At 43.7% G+C, this 19,878-nt stretch carries 16 protein-coding genes and 2 pseudogenes; 4 read left to right on the top strand and 14 right to left on the bottom strand.

From position 1 onward, the window contains the following. Positions 1 to 8: 8 nt before the first annotated feature. Positions 9 to 797 (bottom strand): putative hydro-lyase, encoded by a 789-nt coding sequence (locus tag AC6I8Y_RS06775; RefSeq protein ID WP_498021185.1) that lies wholly within the window; start codon positions 795 to 797, stop codon positions 9 to 11. Positions 798 to 953: 156 nt separating this feature from the next. Here AC6I8Y_RS06775 and AC6I8Y_RS06770 point away from each other — a divergent pair, with 156 nt between their 5' ends. Beyond that, entirely contained in the window at positions 954 to 1,832 is an 879-nt protein-coding gene (locus AC6I8Y_RS06770) for a LysR family transcriptional regulator (RefSeq protein WP_498021183.1), read from the top strand. A 94-nt stretch (positions 1,833 to 1,926) separates the two neighbouring features. On the opposite strand, the gene folM is transcribed toward AC6I8Y_RS06770, so the two are convergent. From folM to AC6I8Y_RS06720, 10 genes and pseudogenes are all read right to left on the bottom strand, one after another. After that, positions 1,927 to 2,643 carry a dihydromonapterin reductase gene (gene folM / locus AC6I8Y_RS06765; RefSeq protein ID WP_498021182.1) on the bottom strand — a complete coding sequence of 239 codons (717 nt, stop codon included), beginning with the start codon at positions 2,641 to 2,643 and terminating at the stop codon, positions 1,927 to 1,929. Continuing rightward, positions 2,640 to 3,278, bottom strand: coding sequence for a GTP cyclohydrolase I FolE (gene folE, locus AC6I8Y_RS06760; protein ID WP_498021181.1), 639 nt, complete (start codon positions 3,276 to 3,278; stop codon positions 2,640 to 2,642). Before folE ends, folM begins: the two co-directional genes overlap by 4 nt. After that, entirely contained in the window at positions 3,278 to 3,664 is a 387-nt protein-coding gene (folX, locus tag AC6I8Y_RS06755; RefSeq protein ID WP_042475366.1) for a dihydroneopterin triphosphate 2'-epimerase, read from the bottom strand. The genes folE and folX overlap by 1 nt, the downstream gene beginning before the upstream one ends. 111 nt (positions 3,665 to 3,775) lie before the next feature. Then, the gene (folK, locus tag AC6I8Y_RS06750) at positions 3,776 to 4,273 is read right to left on the bottom strand and encodes a 2-amino-4-hydroxy-6-hydroxymethyldihydropteridine diphosphokinase (RefSeq protein WP_498021180.1); all 498 of its coding nucleotides are present in this window, start codon (positions 4,271 to 4,273) and stop codon (positions 3,776 to 3,778) included. Positions 4,274 to 4,623: 350 nt separating this feature from the next. Continuing rightward, positions 4,624 to 5,187, bottom strand: coding sequence for an aldolase/citrate lyase/malate synthase family protein (locus AC6I8Y_RS06745; protein ID WP_042475359.1), 564 nt, complete (start codon positions 5,185 to 5,187; stop codon positions 4,624 to 4,626). Between the two features lie 282 nt (positions 5,188 to 5,469). Beyond that, positions 5,470 to 6,262 (bottom strand): annotated as a pseudogene (icmH, locus tag AC6I8Y_RS06740) (type IVB secretion system protein IcmH/DotU). Then, the gene (gene tssK, locus AC6I8Y_RS06735) at positions 6,259 to 7,584 is read right to left on the bottom strand and encodes a type VI secretion system baseplate subunit TssK (protein ID WP_498021179.1); all 1,326 of its coding nucleotides are present in this window, start codon (positions 7,582 to 7,584) and stop codon (positions 6,259 to 6,261) included. The pseudogene icmH and the gene tssK overlap by 4 nt, the downstream one beginning before the upstream one ends. An 11-nt stretch (positions 7,585 to 7,595) precedes the next feature. After that, positions 7,596 to 8,096, bottom strand: coding sequence for a type VI secretion system lipoprotein TssJ (gene tssJ / locus AC6I8Y_RS06730; RefSeq protein ID WP_081936054.1), 501 nt, complete (start codon positions 8,094 to 8,096; stop codon positions 7,596 to 7,598). Further along, positions 8,089 to 9,588 carry a type VI secretion system-associated FHA domain protein TagH gene (gene tagH, locus AC6I8Y_RS06725; protein ID WP_498021178.1) on the bottom strand — a complete coding sequence of 500 codons (1,500 nt, stop codon included), beginning with the start codon at positions 9,586 to 9,588 and terminating at the stop codon, positions 8,089 to 8,091. Before tagH ends, tssJ begins: the two co-directional genes overlap by 8 nt. Positions 9,589 to 9,597: 9 nt before the next feature. Next, positions 9,598 to 10,200, bottom strand: a complete 603-nt coding sequence (locus AC6I8Y_RS06720) for a hypothetical protein (RefSeq protein WP_498021177.1) — start codon at positions 10,198 to 10,200, stop codon at positions 9,598 to 9,600. A gap of 589 nt (positions 10,201 to 10,789) precedes the next feature. Here AC6I8Y_RS06720 and AC6I8Y_RS06715 point away from each other — a divergent pair. The 3 genes and pseudogenes from AC6I8Y_RS06715 to AC6I8Y_RS06705 all read left to right on the top strand — a co-directional run bounded on the left by AC6I8Y_RS06715 (position 10,790) and on the right by AC6I8Y_RS06705 (position 16,002). After that, a complete protein-coding gene (locus tag AC6I8Y_RS06715; protein WP_498021176.1) occupies positions 10,790 to 12,088 on the top strand; it encodes a type VI secretion system ImpA family N-terminal domain-containing protein in 1,299 nt (432 codons plus the stop codon). A gap of 31 nt (positions 12,089 to 12,119) precedes the next feature. After that, positions 12,120 to 15,521, top strand: coding sequence for a type VI secretion system membrane subunit TssM (tssM, locus tag AC6I8Y_RS06710; protein ID WP_498021175.1), 3,402 nt, complete (start codon positions 12,120 to 12,122; stop codon positions 15,519 to 15,521). Between the two features lie 27 nt (positions 15,522 to 15,548). Then, positions 15,549 to 16,002: pseudogene (locus tag AC6I8Y_RS06705) on the top strand (Lrp/AsnC family transcriptional regulator). Between the two features lie 167 nt (positions 16,003 to 16,169). Here the strand turns inward: AC6I8Y_RS06705 and AC6I8Y_RS06700 are convergent. The 3 genes from AC6I8Y_RS06700 to tssF are packed head-to-tail and all read right to left on the bottom strand — an operon-like array spanning position 16,170 to position 19,870. Further along, on the bottom strand, positions 16,170 to 17,087 hold the full coding sequence (locus AC6I8Y_RS06700) for a hypothetical protein (RefSeq protein ID WP_498021174.1): 918 nt from the start codon (positions 17,085 to 17,087) through the stop codon (positions 16,170 to 16,172). A 39-nt stretch (positions 17,088 to 17,126) separates the two neighbouring features. Next, positions 17,127 to 18,125, bottom strand: a complete 999-nt coding sequence (gene tssG / locus AC6I8Y_RS06695) for a type VI secretion system baseplate subunit TssG (protein WP_498021173.1) — start codon at positions 18,123 to 18,125, stop codon at positions 17,127 to 17,129. Further along, the gene (gene tssF / locus AC6I8Y_RS06690) at positions 18,122 to 19,870 is read right to left on the bottom strand and encodes a type VI secretion system baseplate subunit TssF (protein WP_498021172.1); all 1,749 of its coding nucleotides are present in this window, start codon (positions 19,868 to 19,870) and stop codon (positions 18,122 to 18,124) included. The genes tssG and tssF overlap by 4 nt, the downstream gene beginning before the upstream one ends. Positions 19,871 to 19,878 lie beyond the last annotated feature (8 nt).

The following is a 19,878-nucleotide window of genomic DNA, read 5'->3' as shown; positions in this document are numbered from 1 at the left end:
TCAAGCAATTACATAAACGACAACTCGTTGTTCAGACGATCAGTTATCAGCATCTTGCCTGGTGCATGAGTAATACAAATCGGCGGTTTACTGTGGCGAATGACATTTTGCGGAGTAACACCACACGCCCAAAACACCGGCACTTCATCTTGCTTAATTTCCACGGCATCACCATAGCTTGGTGTTGTAATATCTGAGATACCTATCAACAAGGGATCACCAAAGTGGATAGGCGCCCCATGTGCTTTCGGGAATCGCGTAGTCACTTGAACGGCTCGAATTGCGTCGCTTGGTGTGAAAGGTCGCATCGACACCACCATGTTGCCATGAAAACGACCGGCCGAATGACACGCCAACTGTGTATCGTACATCGACACATTGCACCCTTCCTCGATATTCCTAACCTTAAGCCCTGCTTGCATCAAGGCATCCTCAAAAGAAAATGAGCAGCCCAGAACAAACACCACAAAGTCATCGCGCCAAATCTCCGTCAGGTCGCAAACACTATTATCAAACTCACCGTTACGGAACACGTGGTACTCGGGAACATCGCGACTAATATCGATATCAATGCCAATCTCTTGCAAAGATTTACTGCCAGGCTCTGTCATACCAATTAAAGGGCATGCAACAGGGTTACGCTGACAAAAAAGTAGAAACTCATTGGCCCAGTCTTTTGGCAAAATCACTAAATTGGCCTGTAAATAAGACTGAGCTAGACCACTGGTCGATCCTTTGTAGTCATTATTTCGGATTTGCTGGCGAAGCTGCTCTACTGAAAGTTGCGATACCGACATGTAAATCACTCCTTGAGTTATCGGACTATTAACAATAAGTAACACTACGGTATCTACGCATAATGTCTATTTGCGTTTTTTTGGGTATATTGATAAATAATATTTATCGGCAAAACCTAACCCATCAGGTAAGCAAGGAAATGGAGTTTCTTAACAATGCTAAATCTGAAACAGCTTGAAACTTTTGTTTGGATCGCCAACCTAGGAAGCTTTCGACATGCGGCTGACCACCTATGCACAACACAGCCCGCTATTTCTACGCGTATATCAAACTTGGAAGACTCCTTAGGAGCGCAACTGTTTAATCGCGATAAAGGTGCCGTCACGCTGACAGCGAAGGGGCGAGAACTGTTGCCGCTTGCAGAAAATATTCTCGCCAAAGCCGCACAGTTTTGTTACCGAGCCAACGCGGCAACCGCGCTGTCGGGACTGTTAAGAATCGGAGTAGCGGAAACCATAGTACACACTTGGCTTCCCCAGCTATTGGCCGCAATCAATGACAAGTATCCCGATATTGAAGTAGAGCTAGTAGTCGACCTCACCGTTAACCTCAGTAAAGAGTTGCTAGCGCACAATATCGACATCGCCATCTTATTAGGTCCCGTTCCAGAGCCATCGGTCATCAATCACATGGCCTGCGAATACCCACTGCATTGGGTTGCGAGTCCATCACTTGAATTAGAAGCAAAAAGCACGACGTCAAGCTTCGCAAATTGGCCGATCATCACCTATGCCCGCAATACTTTGCCCTATCACGAGGTTGCAAGACACTTTGCGGACAATAACCTACGCTCGGTCCAGTTTTATTCCGTAAGCTCGCTATCAACAGGCGTTAAGATGGTTGAAAATGGCGTGGGCGTCGGCAGTTTGCCAAGAGAAGTGATTGAGCCCCAGCTTCAAACAGGAGCTCTGCAGATAATTGATGCCGAATGGTCCCCGTCTCCGCTAAAGTTTACTGTGTCTTATCTACCTTCACCGGATAACATACTTGTGGAAGCCACTGTAGGATTGGTAAAGGAAATCATTGATGCTTAGCTATAGCAATTCAGACTAATTGTCCTTCAAATCCGATGGCTATTTATGTTGAAACCACCCGCATGGTACAGCGTTGGATTTAGTGACCACCGACTCACTTCAGATGCCTACCGCCATCAAGGTGCAATGTTCTCCCAGTCATGTAGTGACTCGCCAGAACAAACTTGATTCCATCTATCACTTCCTCAAAACCGGCTTCTGCAGGGATCAGGGCTTTGCACAGAGCTTTAGCTTTGTACTCTTCATCGTCATGCTCATTGAACTTGAGCATGGCCGGAGAAATAGTATTAACTTTGACCTTGGGCGCCAGCATTGCAGAGAACGATAACGTCAAGTTATTGAGTGCAGATTTACTGGCGGCGTAAGCGATGTGTTTTTTACTGCCTTTTTCTGCAACGTAATCACTGATGTGGATTATGTCTGACGTTGTATCGCCAGACATGAGATGGTCTTTGAGCGTTAGATTCACCAAGTAAGGCACGGTTGCATGTATTGTCATCATCTGGTTGATAATGTGTGCCGCATCCTCTGTTGGGTTCTCTTTGCTCTCCGGTTTCCAATCGGATGCGTTATGAATGATGGCTCGAAGTACTTTGTACTCTTGACCTACATAGTTAAGGAAGGCCTCTACGCTGTTTTCTTGATAGAAGTCTACCTGCTGGAGATCGGCACCATTATCACGTAGGCACTGCAGCTGCGGATAGTCACTTCGGTAAGTGCCAACCACTCGGTATCCATCAGACAAAAGCTGCTGAGCAAGCGCAAAGCCCAGCCGCTTCCCCACACCAGTTACTAGAATCGTTTCACTCATCTCAAAAACTCCGCTCTGGTTTGGGGGTTGGTTTTGAAGGTGCCGCCGAGAGCAGTTGTTGTCGTTTCAGAGTTGGCATCCATAACGCCTCTCGATTTGACGCAATAGTGCGTCGCTTTGATAGTGACTGCGACATTCTCTGTTTCTACTAGCGTCTGTATAGCGACTAGGATTTGCTGGGTGAGTCGTTCTTGAACTTGTGGACGTTGGGCGAAGAATCGAACGATTCTGTTTATTTTAGATAACCCTAGTATTTTTGATTTAGGGATGTAGGCGACCTGTGCTAGCCCATCAATGGTAATGAAATGGTGTTCGCACGTTGATGTTAAATCGATATCTGACACATTGACCATTTCGTCAACTGACATCTTGTTGTCTATAACGCTGATCTTTGGAAAGTTGTCGTAATCCAGTCCAGAGAAGATTTCATGTACATACATCTTTGCAATACGATGCGGTGTTTCGGCGAGAGTGTCGTCGGTGAGATCAAGTCCAAGGGTACTAACAACTTCCGTTAGGAGGCCTTTGATCCTGTTGTATTTCTGATCGCTACTCATTTCACTCGCAGTCATTGGGGTTTCAAGCCCTTTTGCGATAAGAGCTTCTCTCACTCTATTTGCTTCGATACTTGGCATCAGAACTCTCCTCGGACGGTTTCATTATCTGCTTCATAACTCAAGGTAAGCGAGACGGAATCTGCAAAACGTAACGCATGGGGCTTGTCTATCGTTACCTTTGCGTATCGCACCCACGAGTGGTCGATACAGATCCCAAGTACGTCGCTGGTGAGTTTTTCTAGAAGCAGAAACTTGCCGGATTCCACGTGCTGAATGATTTTTTTGCATATATTTTTGTAGTTGAGCGCGTTATCCACATCATCGGCAAGGCAAAGCTTGTTTGCTGGATAATGGATTTCTGCGTTTATTACGACGTCTTGCTGCTTCGTTCTCTCATCCTCATTAAAACCAATAAAGGTACGTAGTCTGAGATTCGTGATGGTAATGATTGCGTTGTTATTCATTGTAATTTCCACTCATCAGAAGGTGATGTCGATTACGTGCCGGCTTTAGGAAAAGATCAAACAAGGCGCCAGCGACAAGGTGGTCAGACGACTATTTGAGAAATTACATGACTAGGAAAGTGTGAGCTCAAAAGGTATCACTTGTGTTTTCTGGCTTGACTGATCGAAGTTATCCCAGATTTGCTGAAGTGAGATGGATAAAGCAGGATGAAGTTCCTCCGCCGCAACATCAACCAGAGGTCGCAATACAAACGCGTACTCGGTGATTTCACCTCTTGGTAATTCAACTCCATCGATTATGCCTACTTGCTCATCGTAGAGAAGAATATCGATGTCCAATGTACGTGAAGCGTATTCTTTAGTTAGACGCTGGCGTCCATTCTCTCGTTCAATTTGTTGCAAAACACTCGCTAATTCTGCAATAGCAAGGTCGCATTCGAACCGAACGACTAGGTTCAAGAAATTATCTCCCTCGAACCCAACGGGCTCACAATCGTAGAATTTAGATATAAGTAGGTTTGCAAAGCGACTATTCAATGCCTTGAGGGATTGCGTAATGTGATATTCGCGATTGATGTTACTTCCGATACTGACATAAACAGTCGCCATATTATTTTCCCGTTTTTGCCCGTTGGGTACGTGCCAGGATTTATGTCGATCAGTGTCATAGAAGCTGCGTGCTATTTTTTCCCCTAGTCTTCTAACTTTATCTGATTAAAAACCCGTTTGAGTACATAGTCAAAGCAGGCCAAAAACGAAGATGCTCCGGACACGAGGAATTGGCAATGGATATCATTCATGCCTTAGGGCACTTTAGATACTAAGGCTTTTTAGGTTAAGTGTGGTTGAGCTCTGATGGCTAGAGAGGTTGAAAATAGCGGTGTAGATCCGATTTATATGGAGAGACAATTGAAAAGAAGCCTCAATATTGAGGCTTCTTCGTTTTACTTGAGAACCTATCAAGCAGCATAACTAAACATCAGTGTATAATCGTCACCATTCTTCGCTACGTACTCTTTATCTTCATTGCTCGCAGCTGGGTGACGCTTTTCATCGCCCTTCACCAAGCTAACCCAGTGGCGTAAGCCCATTTCTTGTGTTGCGCCGAAAGTAGTACATGTTTCGATTTGAATATCGTCGATTTCCACATACTCGAGACAGCCTGTACCTTTTTTGCGACGTGCAATGGTGATCTCTACGTGAGTACCGCTTTCGTCACGGAACAGAATATTGTCTGGGCTGCATTCGTCACCAGTGTAAGCGACAAAGTGTTTGTTGTTTCGAAGACCGCTGTGCTGTCCATTCTTGAAGTAAGCTTGCACGTGGCGGTAGTTTATTTCGTAGCTTACTACGTCTTCGTGTGAGCCGTTTTCTAGAGGAAATAGTGTATCTAGCAGTTGCTTGGACATCTTCTGTTTTTGTGTCATCTCACCAGCGTCGACCATTTCAACGGCAAACACGGCTTGTGCGATAAAGTTTTGTGGGTTTTGTTGCTCTGTCTTATCGAATGTTTGCATGTTCATAGTCTATTCCTTCAGCTGCTTTGAGTACTGCATTAACCAAGCTCTGTTACTTCTTTATGACCGTTTGGTTACCGCTTGATTTTTAGAATAGCGCTTTTTTTAAAAACAATTTCACAACAAAATTTTTACACTGTCAATTTTACAAAAATCATCAATTTTACAGGGTGATGAAACGAAGCGGAAATGACAAAGAATGTAGAAAGGACGGAGTGTTCCAAGTAAACAGGATGAAAATTGGAACACTTCCTCTGTGTATAATGGCTATGAGTTCGTTAGATTATTTCACTGATAGACGGTTAATAGCTGCTGGAATTTGACGTCTATTAACAAATACGTGGCAGCATACATAAGGGCAAATGCCGTCAGACTAATGCCAATTGTCCACTTTGGAGGAATAACTCGCTTTAACGGGCTTTTGACGTATTTTGCTTTGAGATTAATCAATGAGATGTTTTCTTGTTCACTGAGACGAGCATCTCGAATGAGTCGATAGACCGTACTGCCTACTTCAGAGAGTTTCTCCCCTCCCCGCTCTTCTCGACCAAACTTACCCTGAAAACCCAACTGAAGTAGCAAATAGAGAAATTCAATCACCTCTCGATACTTCCTCGGGTCGGCTTTGAGTCGTTCGAGTATGATAAAAAACTTATCCCCTCCAGAGGTTTCATTGTGAAACTCGGACAGTAAACTGTTTTGGCTCCAGTTACTATTAGCCCCCCCACTCTTGCCTACAAACCGCTTCATCTAACGCGGCACACAAGCAATAGCGTATAACCAGAATAGACGCTCTATCTAACTCCAGTTCATTAAGTTTTCTTTCACCTTTTCGTATCTCACGAGCGACTTGTTCACGAAATGGCATAGGATCATCTAACCAAGGAATTGAAGACATGCATGACAAGCTGGCAATCAGCCAAGAGAACTGATCCACGAGCCTGTTTACGCCGATACCTGCAATCGTGAGATCTTGCACCGCAATGTTTCTGGAAAGATCTGGAGCTGGCATAACCTCCATCGGTTTGCCAGGCTCCGGCTGAAAAAGTACGACGGTTACGTCAGTGTCAGCATAACTCATAGGCGAACTGCCCATAGTTGTAGTGATAAGTTGGCAAAGTCACCTGCTACATGAAGTGCGATAGCCGCCGCGTTCTTTAGCGCAGCCCACTCTTCACCTGAGCTGTCTAACTCGAAGTAGGTGTAACCAGCATGATAAGGAAGTGCACGAGGTACCACTGGCATTGGTTTAAATTCGATACCTGGAAGCTGCAGGTTAATGAGGTCGCGAATATTGTCGATAGAACCAATTTTGGTTTGTGATACAAACTGAGTATGTAATACATCAAGAGGCACATCAGCTTTTACCGCCAAAATAAACGTCGTGCTCTCAACAATGCCACGATCAGGGATTGCTGCGGTTCTGATACCATAGTTTTGGTCATTCAATGGGAGCGGTATCGCTCGCTGATCTGACATCACACTCAGTGTCAATTTAGCATTATTGATGATTCCAGAAAGGCAACTCGTTAAGTCGCCATGGTTGTATTTCACATACTCTAGTGGACGACGAGAGGCCGAGCATAACGTCGATAGCTCCCCCTCTGCTTGAAGCAGAGTCCTGTACAACTCTTCTGGATGATACCCTTCCACACTGTCAATGTGCCAAAACAGTGGTTCATAACGATTAAGTGCTTGTAGCAGCATAAAATCAGAAACGGTGGACACGCCTTGCTGATCCACAACACCCAGTCGCTCAACAATCGTCTCTGCTCTGTGTTTCAACATCGACGCGAATTCGGTAACGAACTTCTTAAGGACAGTAGATGCTTGAATATCGATACAGGTTGGAACAAAACTTTCATCTAAAATGACACTGCCGTCAGGTTTTACTTCAGAGATTTTTAGAATAGGTACCGAAGTATAAGAACTTCTGTCTTCATGATCATACATCAAGCAAAAATTCAGTTTACCGACAGCGATGCTTGTTAAGTCTTCTGAGTCATAGCAAGCATCGGAAGCTTCTTGAGACTCAATACTAAAACGAGCACCGTCTCCTCTTTCACCAAAGAGCTCCGATCGCTCAGACGGAAGAGGACAGCATAAGTAGACGACTTTGTCTGCAATAGACGGATCCACTTCTTTAACGTCAGGTAGCTCCGCCAACAATGGAAGATCAAACGGTGTTCGGTCTTGCAGAATACCCTCTGCTTTGGTGATACCAATCTTACCCAAGGCGAGTAGCTGACTATTTACTTCTAAACGACGGACTCCCCAATGATAGTTGGCCGTATAAGAGCTCAGCATACTAGACAATTTGTTTTGAGCTCTATCAAGTTGTTGAAAATGCTGCGGCTTCATGAACATGCCATCTTGCCAGACAACCGGATTGTATAAAGACATTCATTTATCCCTTAAAAATAAGTCTGTTCAATGCCACGTGTAGTATTCGAAGAGAGCTCACTTCCTTTAAGTTTGAGTTTTAAGTAGTACTCACTCTTTTCTTCAATAACCTCAACTTTGCGCCATGCTGAGCCATCGATATCACGAAAAGCGACGGAAAAACCAACCGCTCTTGTTGCTGGATCGAGTTCGAGCATTTGATGAATGTTGTCACCAGGTTGAACTTGATACTCATATCGTTTGATGTACTCATCGCCGAGGGCTGCCTTATCATTCTCGAACAATGCAAAGAAATCTAAGCTCCGAAATAGAACGGGTGAGCTTAATTCGTGAACTCGAAGGATGACTGGCGAAGGCTGACCGCCCTTTCGTAAGTTCAAGACCGGGTCAGCTTCAATAACTAACTCAATAGACGAGGTTTCGGGAGTAATTCCTGAAGACTCTTTGAACTGGTCCCACATTGAACACCCCGACATCATGAGAACAATCAGAGAAAGTAAAAAGTTACGCATGTTTCCCCTTATTGACCTTGTTATAGTTCTCTCTCAACAGTTCTTTAAGCGAACCTTCATGAATCTGACGGCTATTCTCTTGGTAGAAGTCTTGATAGCTTGACCACAACTTAGACTTTGTTGAGAACACAGCATTACGGGAATACTGTTTAGCAAATGACGCTGGATCATTGGCCTTGGTTTGTTCCATCAATAATTCACTCACCGCCTTGTTAAACAAAATACGGTGATCGCTCAACTCATCAAGCATCTGTTCGACGAGTTCATTGGGTGACAATAGTTCTTGTTGAGTCAGCGTTAACATCAATTCGGTCAGATTTACATCCGCAGTATCAGCAACCGTATCATCTTTAAGCGCTTCCACTTCTTTTAAGCTATTTTGAAGATGCTCCATACAGAGCCTCAATCCCGCACCAAGGTTTTTAAACGTCGACGCGTCACGCTTCATCAGTTCAGAGTCACTGACTCCTAAGCCCTGATAAAACGCAGTGCAAAGATCTTGTTGTTCGCTGATAAGTGGCTCTGGCGACGTCGAGTTAGGCACAAAACTTGCGGGTGACTCACTGTTCGAATCTGTCGCCACTGCCTGACTTTGCGCCGTGGGAACAAACTGTTGAGTCACTTCCTCCCATTTAAGGCCATTCGTAGATGGACTCGTTTTCGAGCCATAAGTCTGTTCTACCGTCGAATGGGGTTGTATCACATCGTTCTCCTTGAACGATGGATTTACCTGTTCCTCATCAAGTCGCCCATTTGGTTGTTGTTCTTTGTTTTGATTAGGCTCTTCATCACCTTTACTGGTCAAAGGTGGCTTTGAAGTTGCGTTGTCAGCCAGCCAGTCCTCTGGAATTAAGTTCGGTAAATCGACTTGAGAGTGAATACTGATACTGTCATCAGCTATCTGACGAGTGCTAACAACTTCCGGAACTGTTCGTTCGTTTTGAAGGTTTTCATCTCGAATCAGAAAGTCATCATCGACTCGTGTAGAAAACTCAATATGGGCTACGGGATCATCACTGTCTACATCGTCATGTTTCGTTTCCATAAACAGATCTTCTATCGCACCAAGTTTATGGTCTTCCTCAACAACGATATCATCCAGATTGGCAAGGGGGTCGTTAGAGGTTCGTTCCGGTGCAATATCAACTGCGATATCTTGCGCGATCATCGTATTCTCTAGTGTTATACCAATTTCATATTGACCCAATGAAATAACGTCCCCATCGCAAATAGAAATAGGCTGACTTTTCAGTATTTTATTTCCATTGACCAAGGTACCGTTGGTACTTACATCACTAATATAAAAGGTGTCTCCATAAACTGAGATCAAGCAATGAGTACCAGAAATGAAACGATTGTGATCATTAAGGGAAAGTGTACAGCTTGGTGCACGACCTATAGAGCCACCGTTTTCAGGCATTTCGAAATGTTTAGAGCCCGAGTATTCTTCTGGACATTTAGATATGAATAGATTCAGCTGATTTAGCTGCATTGGTAAGCCTCAAAATAAAAGTGAGATCGTAAGTTCTGCACCACCAATCCCATTGTTATATATAGGTGCTATATAGGATAACTGAGGAATAACCTGTAAATGAGCATCAGGATTGCTTCCTAATTTAATTACCGCACCAAAGGTAGCCACTGCCCCAACTTCAAATTGCTCAATATCTTGCAGTTGCGAGCCATATTTAAAGCCTTCATCATCGACCTTCCAACGGTTTGTGTATTGCGAATAGCCCAAAGACAATCCAGCTCCGATATATGGGGTGAAAACACTCCACGAACTCAAAGCAAACTGTGGTACCACCCTAAACTCAAAATTTGTCGCCTCTTGATACAACCCATTATTTGGTGCAGTAAATTGGTCTTGTAGATAGTTTAATCCCAACCACCATCGCCACCGGTTATTAGTTTCATCAATTGGGCGAGTATGCACTAAACCATATCTCAGAGACTGTTTATCGCCACTTGAACCTTCATCATACTTGATACTCTCTACTGCAACTACGTTAACCGACGCACCATAACGCTCACCTTTTGCCATAACAAAAGGTGCAGCTAGGCACAAAGCTGAAGCCAGTCCTAATTGAAATGGTCTATACATTTTTCCCTCTAGGTATATCCCTTTTGATAATGACTCGCGAAGATAGCAATTATCGTTATGTTTTCAAGGTTCAAACCCACACCAAACACAAATAAGGCATTATAACTAGCAAATAGAACAGATCGCCTAGAATAAACAACCAAACGAAAGAAAGATTACTAATATGATACAAATCAACAGACAGAACTATCAATAACAACAAATAGCAAACGTTTACAACAGCTTATTTAATCACATTAGTAAAAACAACTATATCAAACAACAAACCCTCCCCTGAAAACAAGATACCACTCATCAATATAAACCTAATCACATATGCAGTTACCGAATATTATATCCTTAAATTACAATAAGTTAGACACAAAGAAAGAGACAAACCAGTTAAATAAACTACGAAACACTATACCTGATCAAGCCTGAAGAATAGCGATCTGTGATCCTGGTTCCATTAAGGCAATATTAAGAACAAATTTAACTTTTTAATATTTAATTTCTACTTTTTAACTATAGAATCGTACAAAATTTATAATTCACCTAATTTTAATAATCACAATTATACATTTTCACCTATCAGTTGGATGTCAAATATATGCTTCATTGTGACTTTACGAGAAGGCCAATCTCTAAAGAAAACCCCAGTGGTGTTAACCCAGTTCGTTTGGACGAATTTGACGAAATAAAGCGTCAAATAAACAATTTGAATAAAGTAACAGGCAAAGTGTCATGGAAGAAAGTACTCGAACTCTCCAAAACCATACTCACTTCACACAGTAAAGACTTCCGTTGTAGCTGTTATTACACTGTTGCAGCAACTCATTTAAATGGGTTATCTGGGCTATACGATGGGCTAAATTCAGTACTCGATCTTTGTGTTGTCTACTGGTATTCGGCGTATCCTGAGCACAGCAAATCATCCGCTCGTATTAGCACGATCGAGTGGATGATCGAAAACGCGGAAAAAAGATTAAACAAACACAAACCACAGCCCGAAGAGCGACAAGTTATTGAAGCGATTCACCAGCTATGTTTGAAAATAGAAGAGGAACTTCGACTTCACTACGGTATCAAAGCACCTTCGTTTGGACGAATCCGTCGCCTGCTGTCGCAATGGTTAGAATCTCTCAAAGAGCTTGAGTTGAAAGAAACTGCGAGAAAAGAGTCTGTGGCTAACAAACCTGTGCTGAAGACGGTCGAACAAGCTACTCCTATGATAAAAGTGGATGTCACTCCAACTTTAACGACCAATCAACCCGTTGCGAAAAAAGCGAGCCACTCCACGAAGTCGAGTAACTTGATCATACTGGCTCTCGTGCTTGTCATCACCGTTGCTGTTGCTGCGCATTTTTCGTTCCGTCAGTATCAATTCGAGTCTATGAAGACACGTATTGAGAACGCCTCAATTGACGAACTCGCTCGTGTAATCACTTCAAAAAGATACATCAGCATCAATGAAGATGCGTCATTAAGAGCAGCTAGCGTAGACCGCGTAGATGCTCTGATGAGCGACTGGACATCAGATGCCGTTAAAGTTTCGCAAGCTGAAACGCTAGGAAGATTAACTGCAGAACTCATAAAGCTGTACCCCGACTCCTCTTCTGCGCTCATGCTCAGAGAGCGTTTTTTGCAGCAGAGCTCCAATCTTGAGTCGGAGTTTAACACCCTATTTCGCAAATTTTCGAGTGCTCGCACTGTATTCGCCAATGTCGTAATAGACAACCCAAACAGACAGTCCAGCATGGCATATGAGTACAGCAACTCACTATTCCCACTTTTAGGACGTATTGATTACGCTGAGAAAAATAACAATAGCGAAGAATTAGAACAATCAATGCGTTTGCTTAACATATATCTCTATAAAATAAATCAGCTCAAGCTGATAGAAAAATAACACCACTAAGGCTTAAGAAGTAACAACAACTATGTTTAAACACAAACTATTAAGAAGTCCGATATTTATATCGGTATCAATAGCGATAGTTATCGCGATTATTTATACATCCGTCTGCTTATTTTGGTTAAACCTGCAAGATCACACCCTGCTTTGGCTAGGAGTTGGTGTAATCGCAGCGCTACTAAGCCTGTTTCTCATCAGCCTCTGGTTCAAGAAAAAAAACAACGTAAAGGCTCAACGACTAGAAACGGAAGAAGAAGCCCTTTCTATGGTCATAAGACCCCTGCTCTCAGAAGCAGGCAGAAAACCTATCTATCTCATTGTCGGCCCAAAAGGTTCCGGAAGAAGCCAGTTTTTGTATAGCTCAAGTGCAATCAAGCCTATGGATCGCACTCGCACAGCCAAAAACGACTTCTTTGAATGGTACGAATCAGATAGTGCCGTTTTTATTAAACCCGACCAAAGACTCACTTTCCAAGAGATATCAAGTAACGACGGAGCTTTGTGGGATCGGTTTGTCAATGAACTCATCAGACACACTCCCCGCAAGCCTCTCGCCGGTTCACTTCTGTTTATTGATTTTGAGTTCCTGATCGTTTCAGAACAAGAGCAGAAAGAATATGCGCTGAGTGCATTATTGCAACGGCTCCACTCTATTAGTGAAAAAACGTCGGCAGCACTCCCTGTTTACCTGTTTATGTCCAAGCTGGATAAACTCGATGGCTTCAAAGAATACGTACAGTTTAGCTCGTTAAAAACTCGAGTGGAGTTTTTAACGATACCGCTAAAAGAAGCGAAAGGTGCCATATCAGATTACTACCGAGATAGTTTTCAGAATCTAGTTAAAGTTCTAGAAAGTAACGCTCTCGACTCATCAGCCAACTCAGTGGATGTTTATGAGAAGCAAGCTATTCTCGCTTTTCCGAAACAATTTGAGTTGTGTCAGCAAGAAATCGGATACGTAGTCGAACGACTATGTGAGTCCAACAGCGGCTTCTATTCACTCGATGTGCGGGAGATTTTCTTCTGCTCCAGCATCCAAGGTGGGCGAAAGTACAATCTCCTGGCGAAGAGTTGTAGTAACTATTTCAACCTGCCGATTATCGCTTCCGAGCATACTCAGCTTTCGGAAACACCTTATTTTTCTAGGCTTTTGGTGGACTCTCAGATTCTTCCTGAGCGCGATTTTGCCGGTGAGAATAAAACCTACCTTCGTGGGATCCAGAGACGAAGTCGCTTGGCTTTTGCATTTTCACTCGCCCTTATAGTCGGAGGTGGTTACTACTTCTCGACCATGCTAGAAAAAAACTTAAATGTTATTAGTCAGCTTATGGGGGTCAACCAAGGTGACAGCGCCATCCTAGATCCAAGTTTTGATGTCATGTTAAAGGGAGCAACTCACAGTGTTGAACCTTCTTACTCCGCATGGCTTAGCGGTACACAAGCGCTCGATGAGGAACTACTACCTCTCAATATCAGTCGCCTCGATCAGAGCACTAAGATTGCTTATGAAGCCTTACTTAAACAAGTCGAAGAAAACATCATTCCGGTCGTTGAGCAAGGTTACCGCATGCAACTTACGCAGCATCAAAATGCGTTCAACAAGTCTTTGCCGCTACTAAAGGGCTACTTGATGCTTCAAGATCCTTCTAAACGCGACATACAGTTTCTTCGTCATCAAACTGGTCAAGTTTTAAATACACTTAGCTCACAACCACATGTTGTCGAAGAATCCATGCGATATCTTGATGCTTACTTTAGAACTCAGTTTGCTCCAGTAGCAATCAACATGGATGTGGTGCGCGCAACAAGGCGAGCACTCCTCGCCAACTCCAACGTTGACTTGGTTTATGCTGGCATATTAAGCCAAGCACAGGCAATCGATTTAGGTTCATTAGACCTAGAGCGTGCGGTTGGCTTTGAGTTCAGCAATGTTTTCAGTGCTCCAAATGAAGAAGAGCGCTTGATCATCGACAAAGTGTATACGTCAACAGGCTTTAGTACCTTTTATCGTCCTCAAGTAGACTTGATGTCGCAACAGGTTATCAGTGATAACTGGGTACTTGGATTGTCTAATCACGTAATACCAACAAAGAAAGAGCAAGATGCATTTAAAGAGCAAGTCCGTAAAAAGTACACAGATGATTACATCAACTACTGGCGTAATGCACTCAGTGAACTGAAAGTTCAAAGCTATAACAATGTAGGTGAACTCACCAATGCGATTGACTTGATTTCTGGTCCCTCATCTCCACTAACAACGGTGTTAAAGCAGGTTTATACCAATACACAGTTTTCGCCGGTAGGAGAGAGAGAAGTCTCGATTCCAAACGTTAACCCTAAACTGCTGGAGGCGGCCTCAGAGGCTACACAACTCGTTGAAGAGGTGGTTCAACCCGATTACTTGTTGATGAAACGCGTTGAAAATGCCTTTAAGTTACTCAATCAGCTACAGATAAACGAAACGCCAAACTCTCCAACCCCATGGGATGAAACCATTGCGGCACTAAGCAATCTTCGTACTTACATGAAGGAAATTGCTGATGCCCCAAACCCACAGCAGGCAGCTCTGTCAGCGGCGCAAAACCGTATGAGTAGTACTGAAGCTGATCCCCTTATCAAGCTCAAACAGATTGCTCAAAAATCACCAGAACCTGTGCGAAGTTGGTTGCTTGGTGTCGTTAATCAAAGTTGGTCGGTCATGATTGGTGAGTCAGCCCAAGGGATTCAAACTCAATGGTATAGCGAGGTTTTCTCTAAGTTCAAAGAACTTGGCTTAGGCAAATACCCGTTTGATTTAACTGCGACCGAAGAGATCTCAATCGAAGACTTTGAGTACCTGTTTGCTTCTGGTGGATTAATTGACACCTTTATTCAAAAGAACTTTGCACCTTTCTACGATACCAACCTTTGGATTCCGAAAGAGGTCGATGGTGAGGTTATGCCATTGTCGCCAGCACTGCTTGTTCAGTTGCGAAACTACAATGTTATTCGCGACACTTTGATAAACAAAAGTACTAACCAGGTGAGCATTCCATTTAGTGCCAAGGTGCTTGACCTTGATTCGAGTGCCATCAGAGCAAGTCTAAAGATTGCGGATACTAATATTGATTATTACCACGGGCCAAGTCGTATTCGAGAACTACAATGGCCTCCTCAGAATGGCGACTTCAATATCAGTATTACCATTCAAGACTTAACAGATGAAGGCAAACAGCATGTGTTAGCTAAGAGTGGTCAGTGGGCGATTTACCGCTTGCTTGGCGATTCTGCGCTAACCAACACTCATGACGGTAGTTTCGTGAGTGACATTAAAGTGTCTGGTAGGGATTTGAGCCTTCGAGTCACCCCACTAACACAGAAAAACCCATTTACTCTGGCAGAGCTTTACAACTTTACGCTTCCAGAGTCGATTAAAAAAACACAATAACAACACATAATAAAAAAGGCAGAACACATGATTTCAAATATCAATCTACAAGGCTTAGACAAACTAGACCGCAAAATCCTTTCAAGTCTTCTTTCGAACGGACGAGAGTCCATCGCAAATCTCTCTCGTAACATCGGTCTGTCACGTACCGCTGTGGCCGAAAGGATCAGTCGTCTAGAAAAAACCGGAATCATTAAAGGATATACCGCTCAAATTCGAGTGGAAAATGAGGGACGCACTGCAGCGAGCTATTTACTTATCTCGTGTGAGAAAGGCAAGAAAAAATGACGTCACCAATGCACTAAGGGAAATCCCAGAAGTAAGGTTGACGAGTGTGGTTGGTGGGACATTCGATATCATTGCGCTTATTGAGGCGCCTGACCTTCACTCTATTCATCACTTATGTAATGAAATTGAGTCTTTTCAAGGTATCAGCGCTCTGAATACGACAGTAGTACTCCACCAGCCAATTAATCGATAGTCTTCTATCATCGAAAGCAAGGGCCAGTCGTAGACCGGCCCTTTTTAATTGTTTATCTAACAGTTACAAACGACAAACAAATACCTGAAAGCCTCACCATGGTGACACTGTCACTATAATAAAGCTCATTCTCTTCCGCTCTTTTTCTATTTTGATATCTACGCAGTTCAAGGTTTAACCATTTCCGGAAGCAGAGCAGCTCTCCCATAACGAAATGCTGGCGCGATCAATTGCTGATCTCTAAAAGATTGAGCATCGCTCACCAAGTAAAATCGATATCGTCTAGGAAGTGTATTTACACCGCTCTCTTCGAGCCTTGCCGAGCCAAACAAAGATTGAGTCTCTACATGATGGCACTCTAACTCAAATCTGGAGGACAGTTGTCTTACCAGCGAATCTAAATGCTCTGTTGAGCGACAGAATATTGCGCTACCTTTCCCCCCTTGATATCTGAACACTCGATTCTGATGTTTGTCTACGTACCGCCCAAACTCACCTTTATGGTATAAAACGACAACTTTGCGCTTCGTGTTGTAACGAGCAAACAGCCAGGATTTTCTTGGTATAACACACTTGTCCGACTCTAACCGAGACTGATTTTTTAGAGAGAGCAAGCAAAGAAGCAGGTTCGCAATGGCAATCGAGATAATTAAAGGTGCTACGGTACAGGCTATAAATACAGCGCCACAGGTGAACACTCCTACAACCCAAAGAAGAATATGAAGCCAAGAGCGTGCAATAATCGGATCACGCTTTATCACCAAACCTGTATGAAACAGGTTATATTCGTATCGTTTTGCCAAAATGAGCGTTGTGTAACTCAGCAGTGATGTCAGCAAAAGATTAATAGACAGTAACCACAATGCCTCAATTGGCATCTCTATTTCAGTGGCTAGCCACAGGTGCATAGGAACAAGCACTATAAGTGGGATAAGCGCCATAACGGGACTTATAAATGGCTTCGCAAGCTCCGAGTCGCATCTCTTCCATTTATCAATCATTCCAGTGGTGCGTAGTTCCAGCTCTCTGTCATGTTGGCATTGTTCAAATTCTTCTGGGGTGATGTAAAAAGGTAAATAGGACACTTGCCCCTCCTTAAGCTTTCAAGTGTTTAAATTCGTTGGCTAGATGCTGCCAATAAAGCTGATTTTGGCGTCTTTTGGCTTGGGACCCCCAAGCCACAGCGTTTGACCAAGCTGGTTCCCTTCCCCTTGTCCCAAACTATTCTTGGGTAATGTATGAAGGTTCACCGTGAGTTTTAAATCCCAAGACATAGGGTCGCGAAGAATAAACCTCATGAGACCAAGTAAAATAGGATGCTGTTCACCCCCGACGGAAAACTGGCGATAGGTATGGAAATCAATGTCATCAATACACAAATTAAACTTACCATTGAGATCTGCAATACTCTCTCCTAGATGCAGATCTCTACCCAGCATACAGTTAGAGCGATTCAAGCGGTTTCGCTGACACTCATCAATGGCAACGCGGCGATAGACCCACTCCTGGACACTTACTCTAGGTAGGGAAAAGTAATGAGAAACGATTCCGGAGATGAGCTTGGGAGAACGAGTGCGAGTAGAGAGCTGATTAACATACGAGAGAATTTTCGCTCTATCTAGCGCAGCTACATCACAGTCGTGCATCACATCAGTGAGACCTGCTAGGTGAAGCATACGTCCAGAAAACGCGTCACTGGCACCACTTTGATACTGAATGTGGTATCGATATTTCTTCCACACCCGATATAGCATGCTCATGTAGCGATTGTGGAAGAAGTCAAAGAAATCCTTTACAGGGTTATCCTCTGGATCTCGACCTGCCAATTTCTCAGTGTATGATGAGGGTAGCGGAGAACTTGAACCATGAAGCCCCAAGAAGTTCGTCTCAATGCGTGAGTATGATTGTCCTGCTCGCTCCATGTGTTCGACAAACGAAATATCACTTTTTGGAAAGCTAAGATCAGGTGAGACACTGAACTCAATACGCTCTTGTCGAAAATACTTGTTCTCGCCTACAGCAACAAAATCACTCCCTTCGTTCCATTGATAGTGCTTCTCCAATAAAAGTACCGCTTGGAAAAAACTAAACTCGTGAGTTTGAGTGGATAGTGCATTAATCATAGTATCGTCTGCTGGCCTAGTTGACTCTTCCAGCGATATACCTCGCCATTGGCTTGATCGAATACTTCCAATTCGGTGAACGAGTTAACGCTGGAGTAGAGTCGAATGAACTCATTGAGAACGTTAGTCATTAAAAACATATCCCCCTCATTCACAAAATAGGTCGAGTTTGCAACGAGTCTAAATTGGTTACCACGCACTGAAACCCCACGAAACACACGGTCAATGGGTCGAATCTCAGAAGAGACAATACCGTCCAATCGATGAATCGACGCTCTGTGAGCCTGCCTGTCTACTCTCGAATGAAAGTCATACGTTGATAGCAATACTTTCAACACATCAATGTTGGCAAGTGATAAGTAGTTAAGTGACATATTGGCAATCAACTGCCATTGAAGCTCTCCGTTCACCTGGGGACTAACAGATTGAGTCGGCTTTGTAATATTCTTAAAGGTCGCATAGGTCGGTGATTTGTGCGTGTTGTAGGTGATGTCTCCTACAGAGAGTCTCTCTGCAAGGTCAGCGTTGCTGCAACGCAATTGCATCAGGACGGTTTCTGAGCCTAGATCCGCAATGTTCCCGTTGTGAGTGTGGAACGAGATATAACGCTCAAGACCACGACCGCTGATTCGTTCGCTGACCTTAGTTTTATAGAACTCTCGTTTATCTCGCTGATTGACTTGGTGTTCAAACGACTCAAACTCGCAAAGTGGTTTTCGCCTGCGCTCATCTTTACTCCAGCTCTCGACACGCTCGACAGAGTAAACCTCATAGTGCTCTTGGCTGCTACTTTGTGGACGAACCTTATACTCATTTCGACTGTGTTCTAGTCGAATTGGGTCACCATCTTTTTCAAATAAATTGACTGCAGGCGTGCAGTGCAGCTTAAGGTGCTTATCTTTTAGTACTACCTCAGGCGGCAGTGCTCGAGTGAAATGGAAAATGACGTTGACGCTGTTGCGCTGTGGGATGCCGCGAAGCCAATCTAGTCCATGAACATCGAAAAACATGAACTTCTCTGGCAGAGAGAAGTATTCTTGAAGCAGCCTATATCCCGAAAACGAGTTTTCGCCATACGGGAGCAAAGCTTGGTCTTCATCGTAGCCAACAGGCTTGATGAACTCTGGACTTAGTTTGTGTTTATAGCCCCCTCCTACATCCAACTCAACGTAGTCCAAGTAACGGAAGAGCCATAAAAAAACGGTACGGGTAATATGTAATTCGCCATGAAGATGCAAGCGCAGCGTATCGAGACCGATACGTGAAATATCGACACCATACTCCGCCAATAGCGATACATTGATTGCCGAACTTGTACGCGTATTACTCTGCTCAATTCCGCCAATAGAGATTGGATAAAGGTCAACGTCGTAGCAAGTCTGGAAAAGGCATTGTGTTCCTTCAACTTGCTCGCTCGCCATCTCCGCACCCCGCTTTACAACCGTTTTTTCGGATAATCCACCAACATGAGGCGTAAGCTCCGTAACGCACATAGAAGGGACTGAACGCATATAGTGTGGCCACAACAGGGTCATTAACGACTGGGTCAGCTCGGGCAGTTCGTCATCAATTTTTTCCCTGATTCTGCCAGTCAAAAATGCAAAACCTTCCAACAACCTTTCTACATCAGGGTCAAACGTTCCTTCTGATAGAAATTGGGTAAGCTTGGGGTGGTATTGGGCAAACTCACTACCAGCTTCACGCAGATAAGTGAGCTCATCTTGAAAATACTTACTACTACTCAATTGGCACC

This window comes from Vibrio sp. KUL78, from assembly GCF_059725505.1.
This window is presented reverse-complemented; position numbering and strand designations above follow the sequence as displayed.

Bases quoted from the DNA above. Each gene is read 5' to 3' on its own strand.
- AC6I8Y_RS06775 (WP_498021185.1), bottom strand. From the start codon at position 797: ATGTCGGTATCGCAACTTTCAGTAGAGCAGCTTCGCCAGCAAATCCGA.
- AC6I8Y_RS06770 (WP_498021183.1), top strand. From the start codon at position 954: ATGCTAAATCTGAAACAGCTTGAAACTTTTGTTTGGATCGCCAACCTA.
- folM (WP_498021182.1), bottom strand. From the start codon at position 2,643: ATGAGTGAAACGATTCTAGTAACTGGTGTGGGGAAGCGGCTGGGCTTT.
- folE (WP_498021181.1), bottom strand. From the start codon at position 3,278: ATGCCAAGTATCGAAGCAAATAGAGTGAGAGAAGCTCTTATCGCAAAA.
- folX (WP_042475366.1), bottom strand. From the start codon at position 3,664: ATGAATAACAACGCAATCATTACCATCACGAATCTCAGACTACGTACC.
- folK (WP_498021180.1), bottom strand. From the start codon at position 4,273: ATGGCGACTGTTTATGTCAGTATCGGAAGTAACATCAATCGCGAATAT.
- AC6I8Y_RS06745 (WP_042475359.1), bottom strand. From the start codon at position 5,187: ATGAACATGCAAACATTCGATAAGACAGAGCAACAAAACCCACAAAAC.
- tssK (WP_498021179.1), bottom strand. From the start codon at position 7,584: ATGTCTTTATACAATCCGGTTGTCTGGCAAGATGGCATGTTCATGAAG.
- tssJ (WP_081936054.1), bottom strand. From the start codon at position 8,096: ATGCGTAACTTTTTACTTTCTCTGATTGTTCTCATGATGTCGGGGTGT.
- tagH (WP_498021178.1), bottom strand. From the start codon at position 9,588: ATGCAGCTAAATCAGCTGAATCTATTCATATCTAAATGTCCAGAAGAA.
- AC6I8Y_RS06720 (WP_498021177.1), bottom strand. From the start codon at position 10,200: ATGTATAGACCATTTCAATTAGGACTGGCTTCAGCTTTGTGCCTAGCT.
- AC6I8Y_RS06715 (WP_498021176.1), top strand. From the start codon at position 10,790: ATGCTTCATTGTGACTTTACGAGAAGGCCAATCTCTAAAGAAAACCCC.
- tssM (WP_498021175.1), top strand. From the start codon at position 12,120: ATGTTTAAACACAAACTATTAAGAAGTCCGATATTTATATCGGTATCA.
- tssG (WP_498021173.1), bottom strand. From the start codon at position 18,125: ATGATTAATGCACTATCCACTCAAACTCACGAGTTTAGTTTTTTCCAA.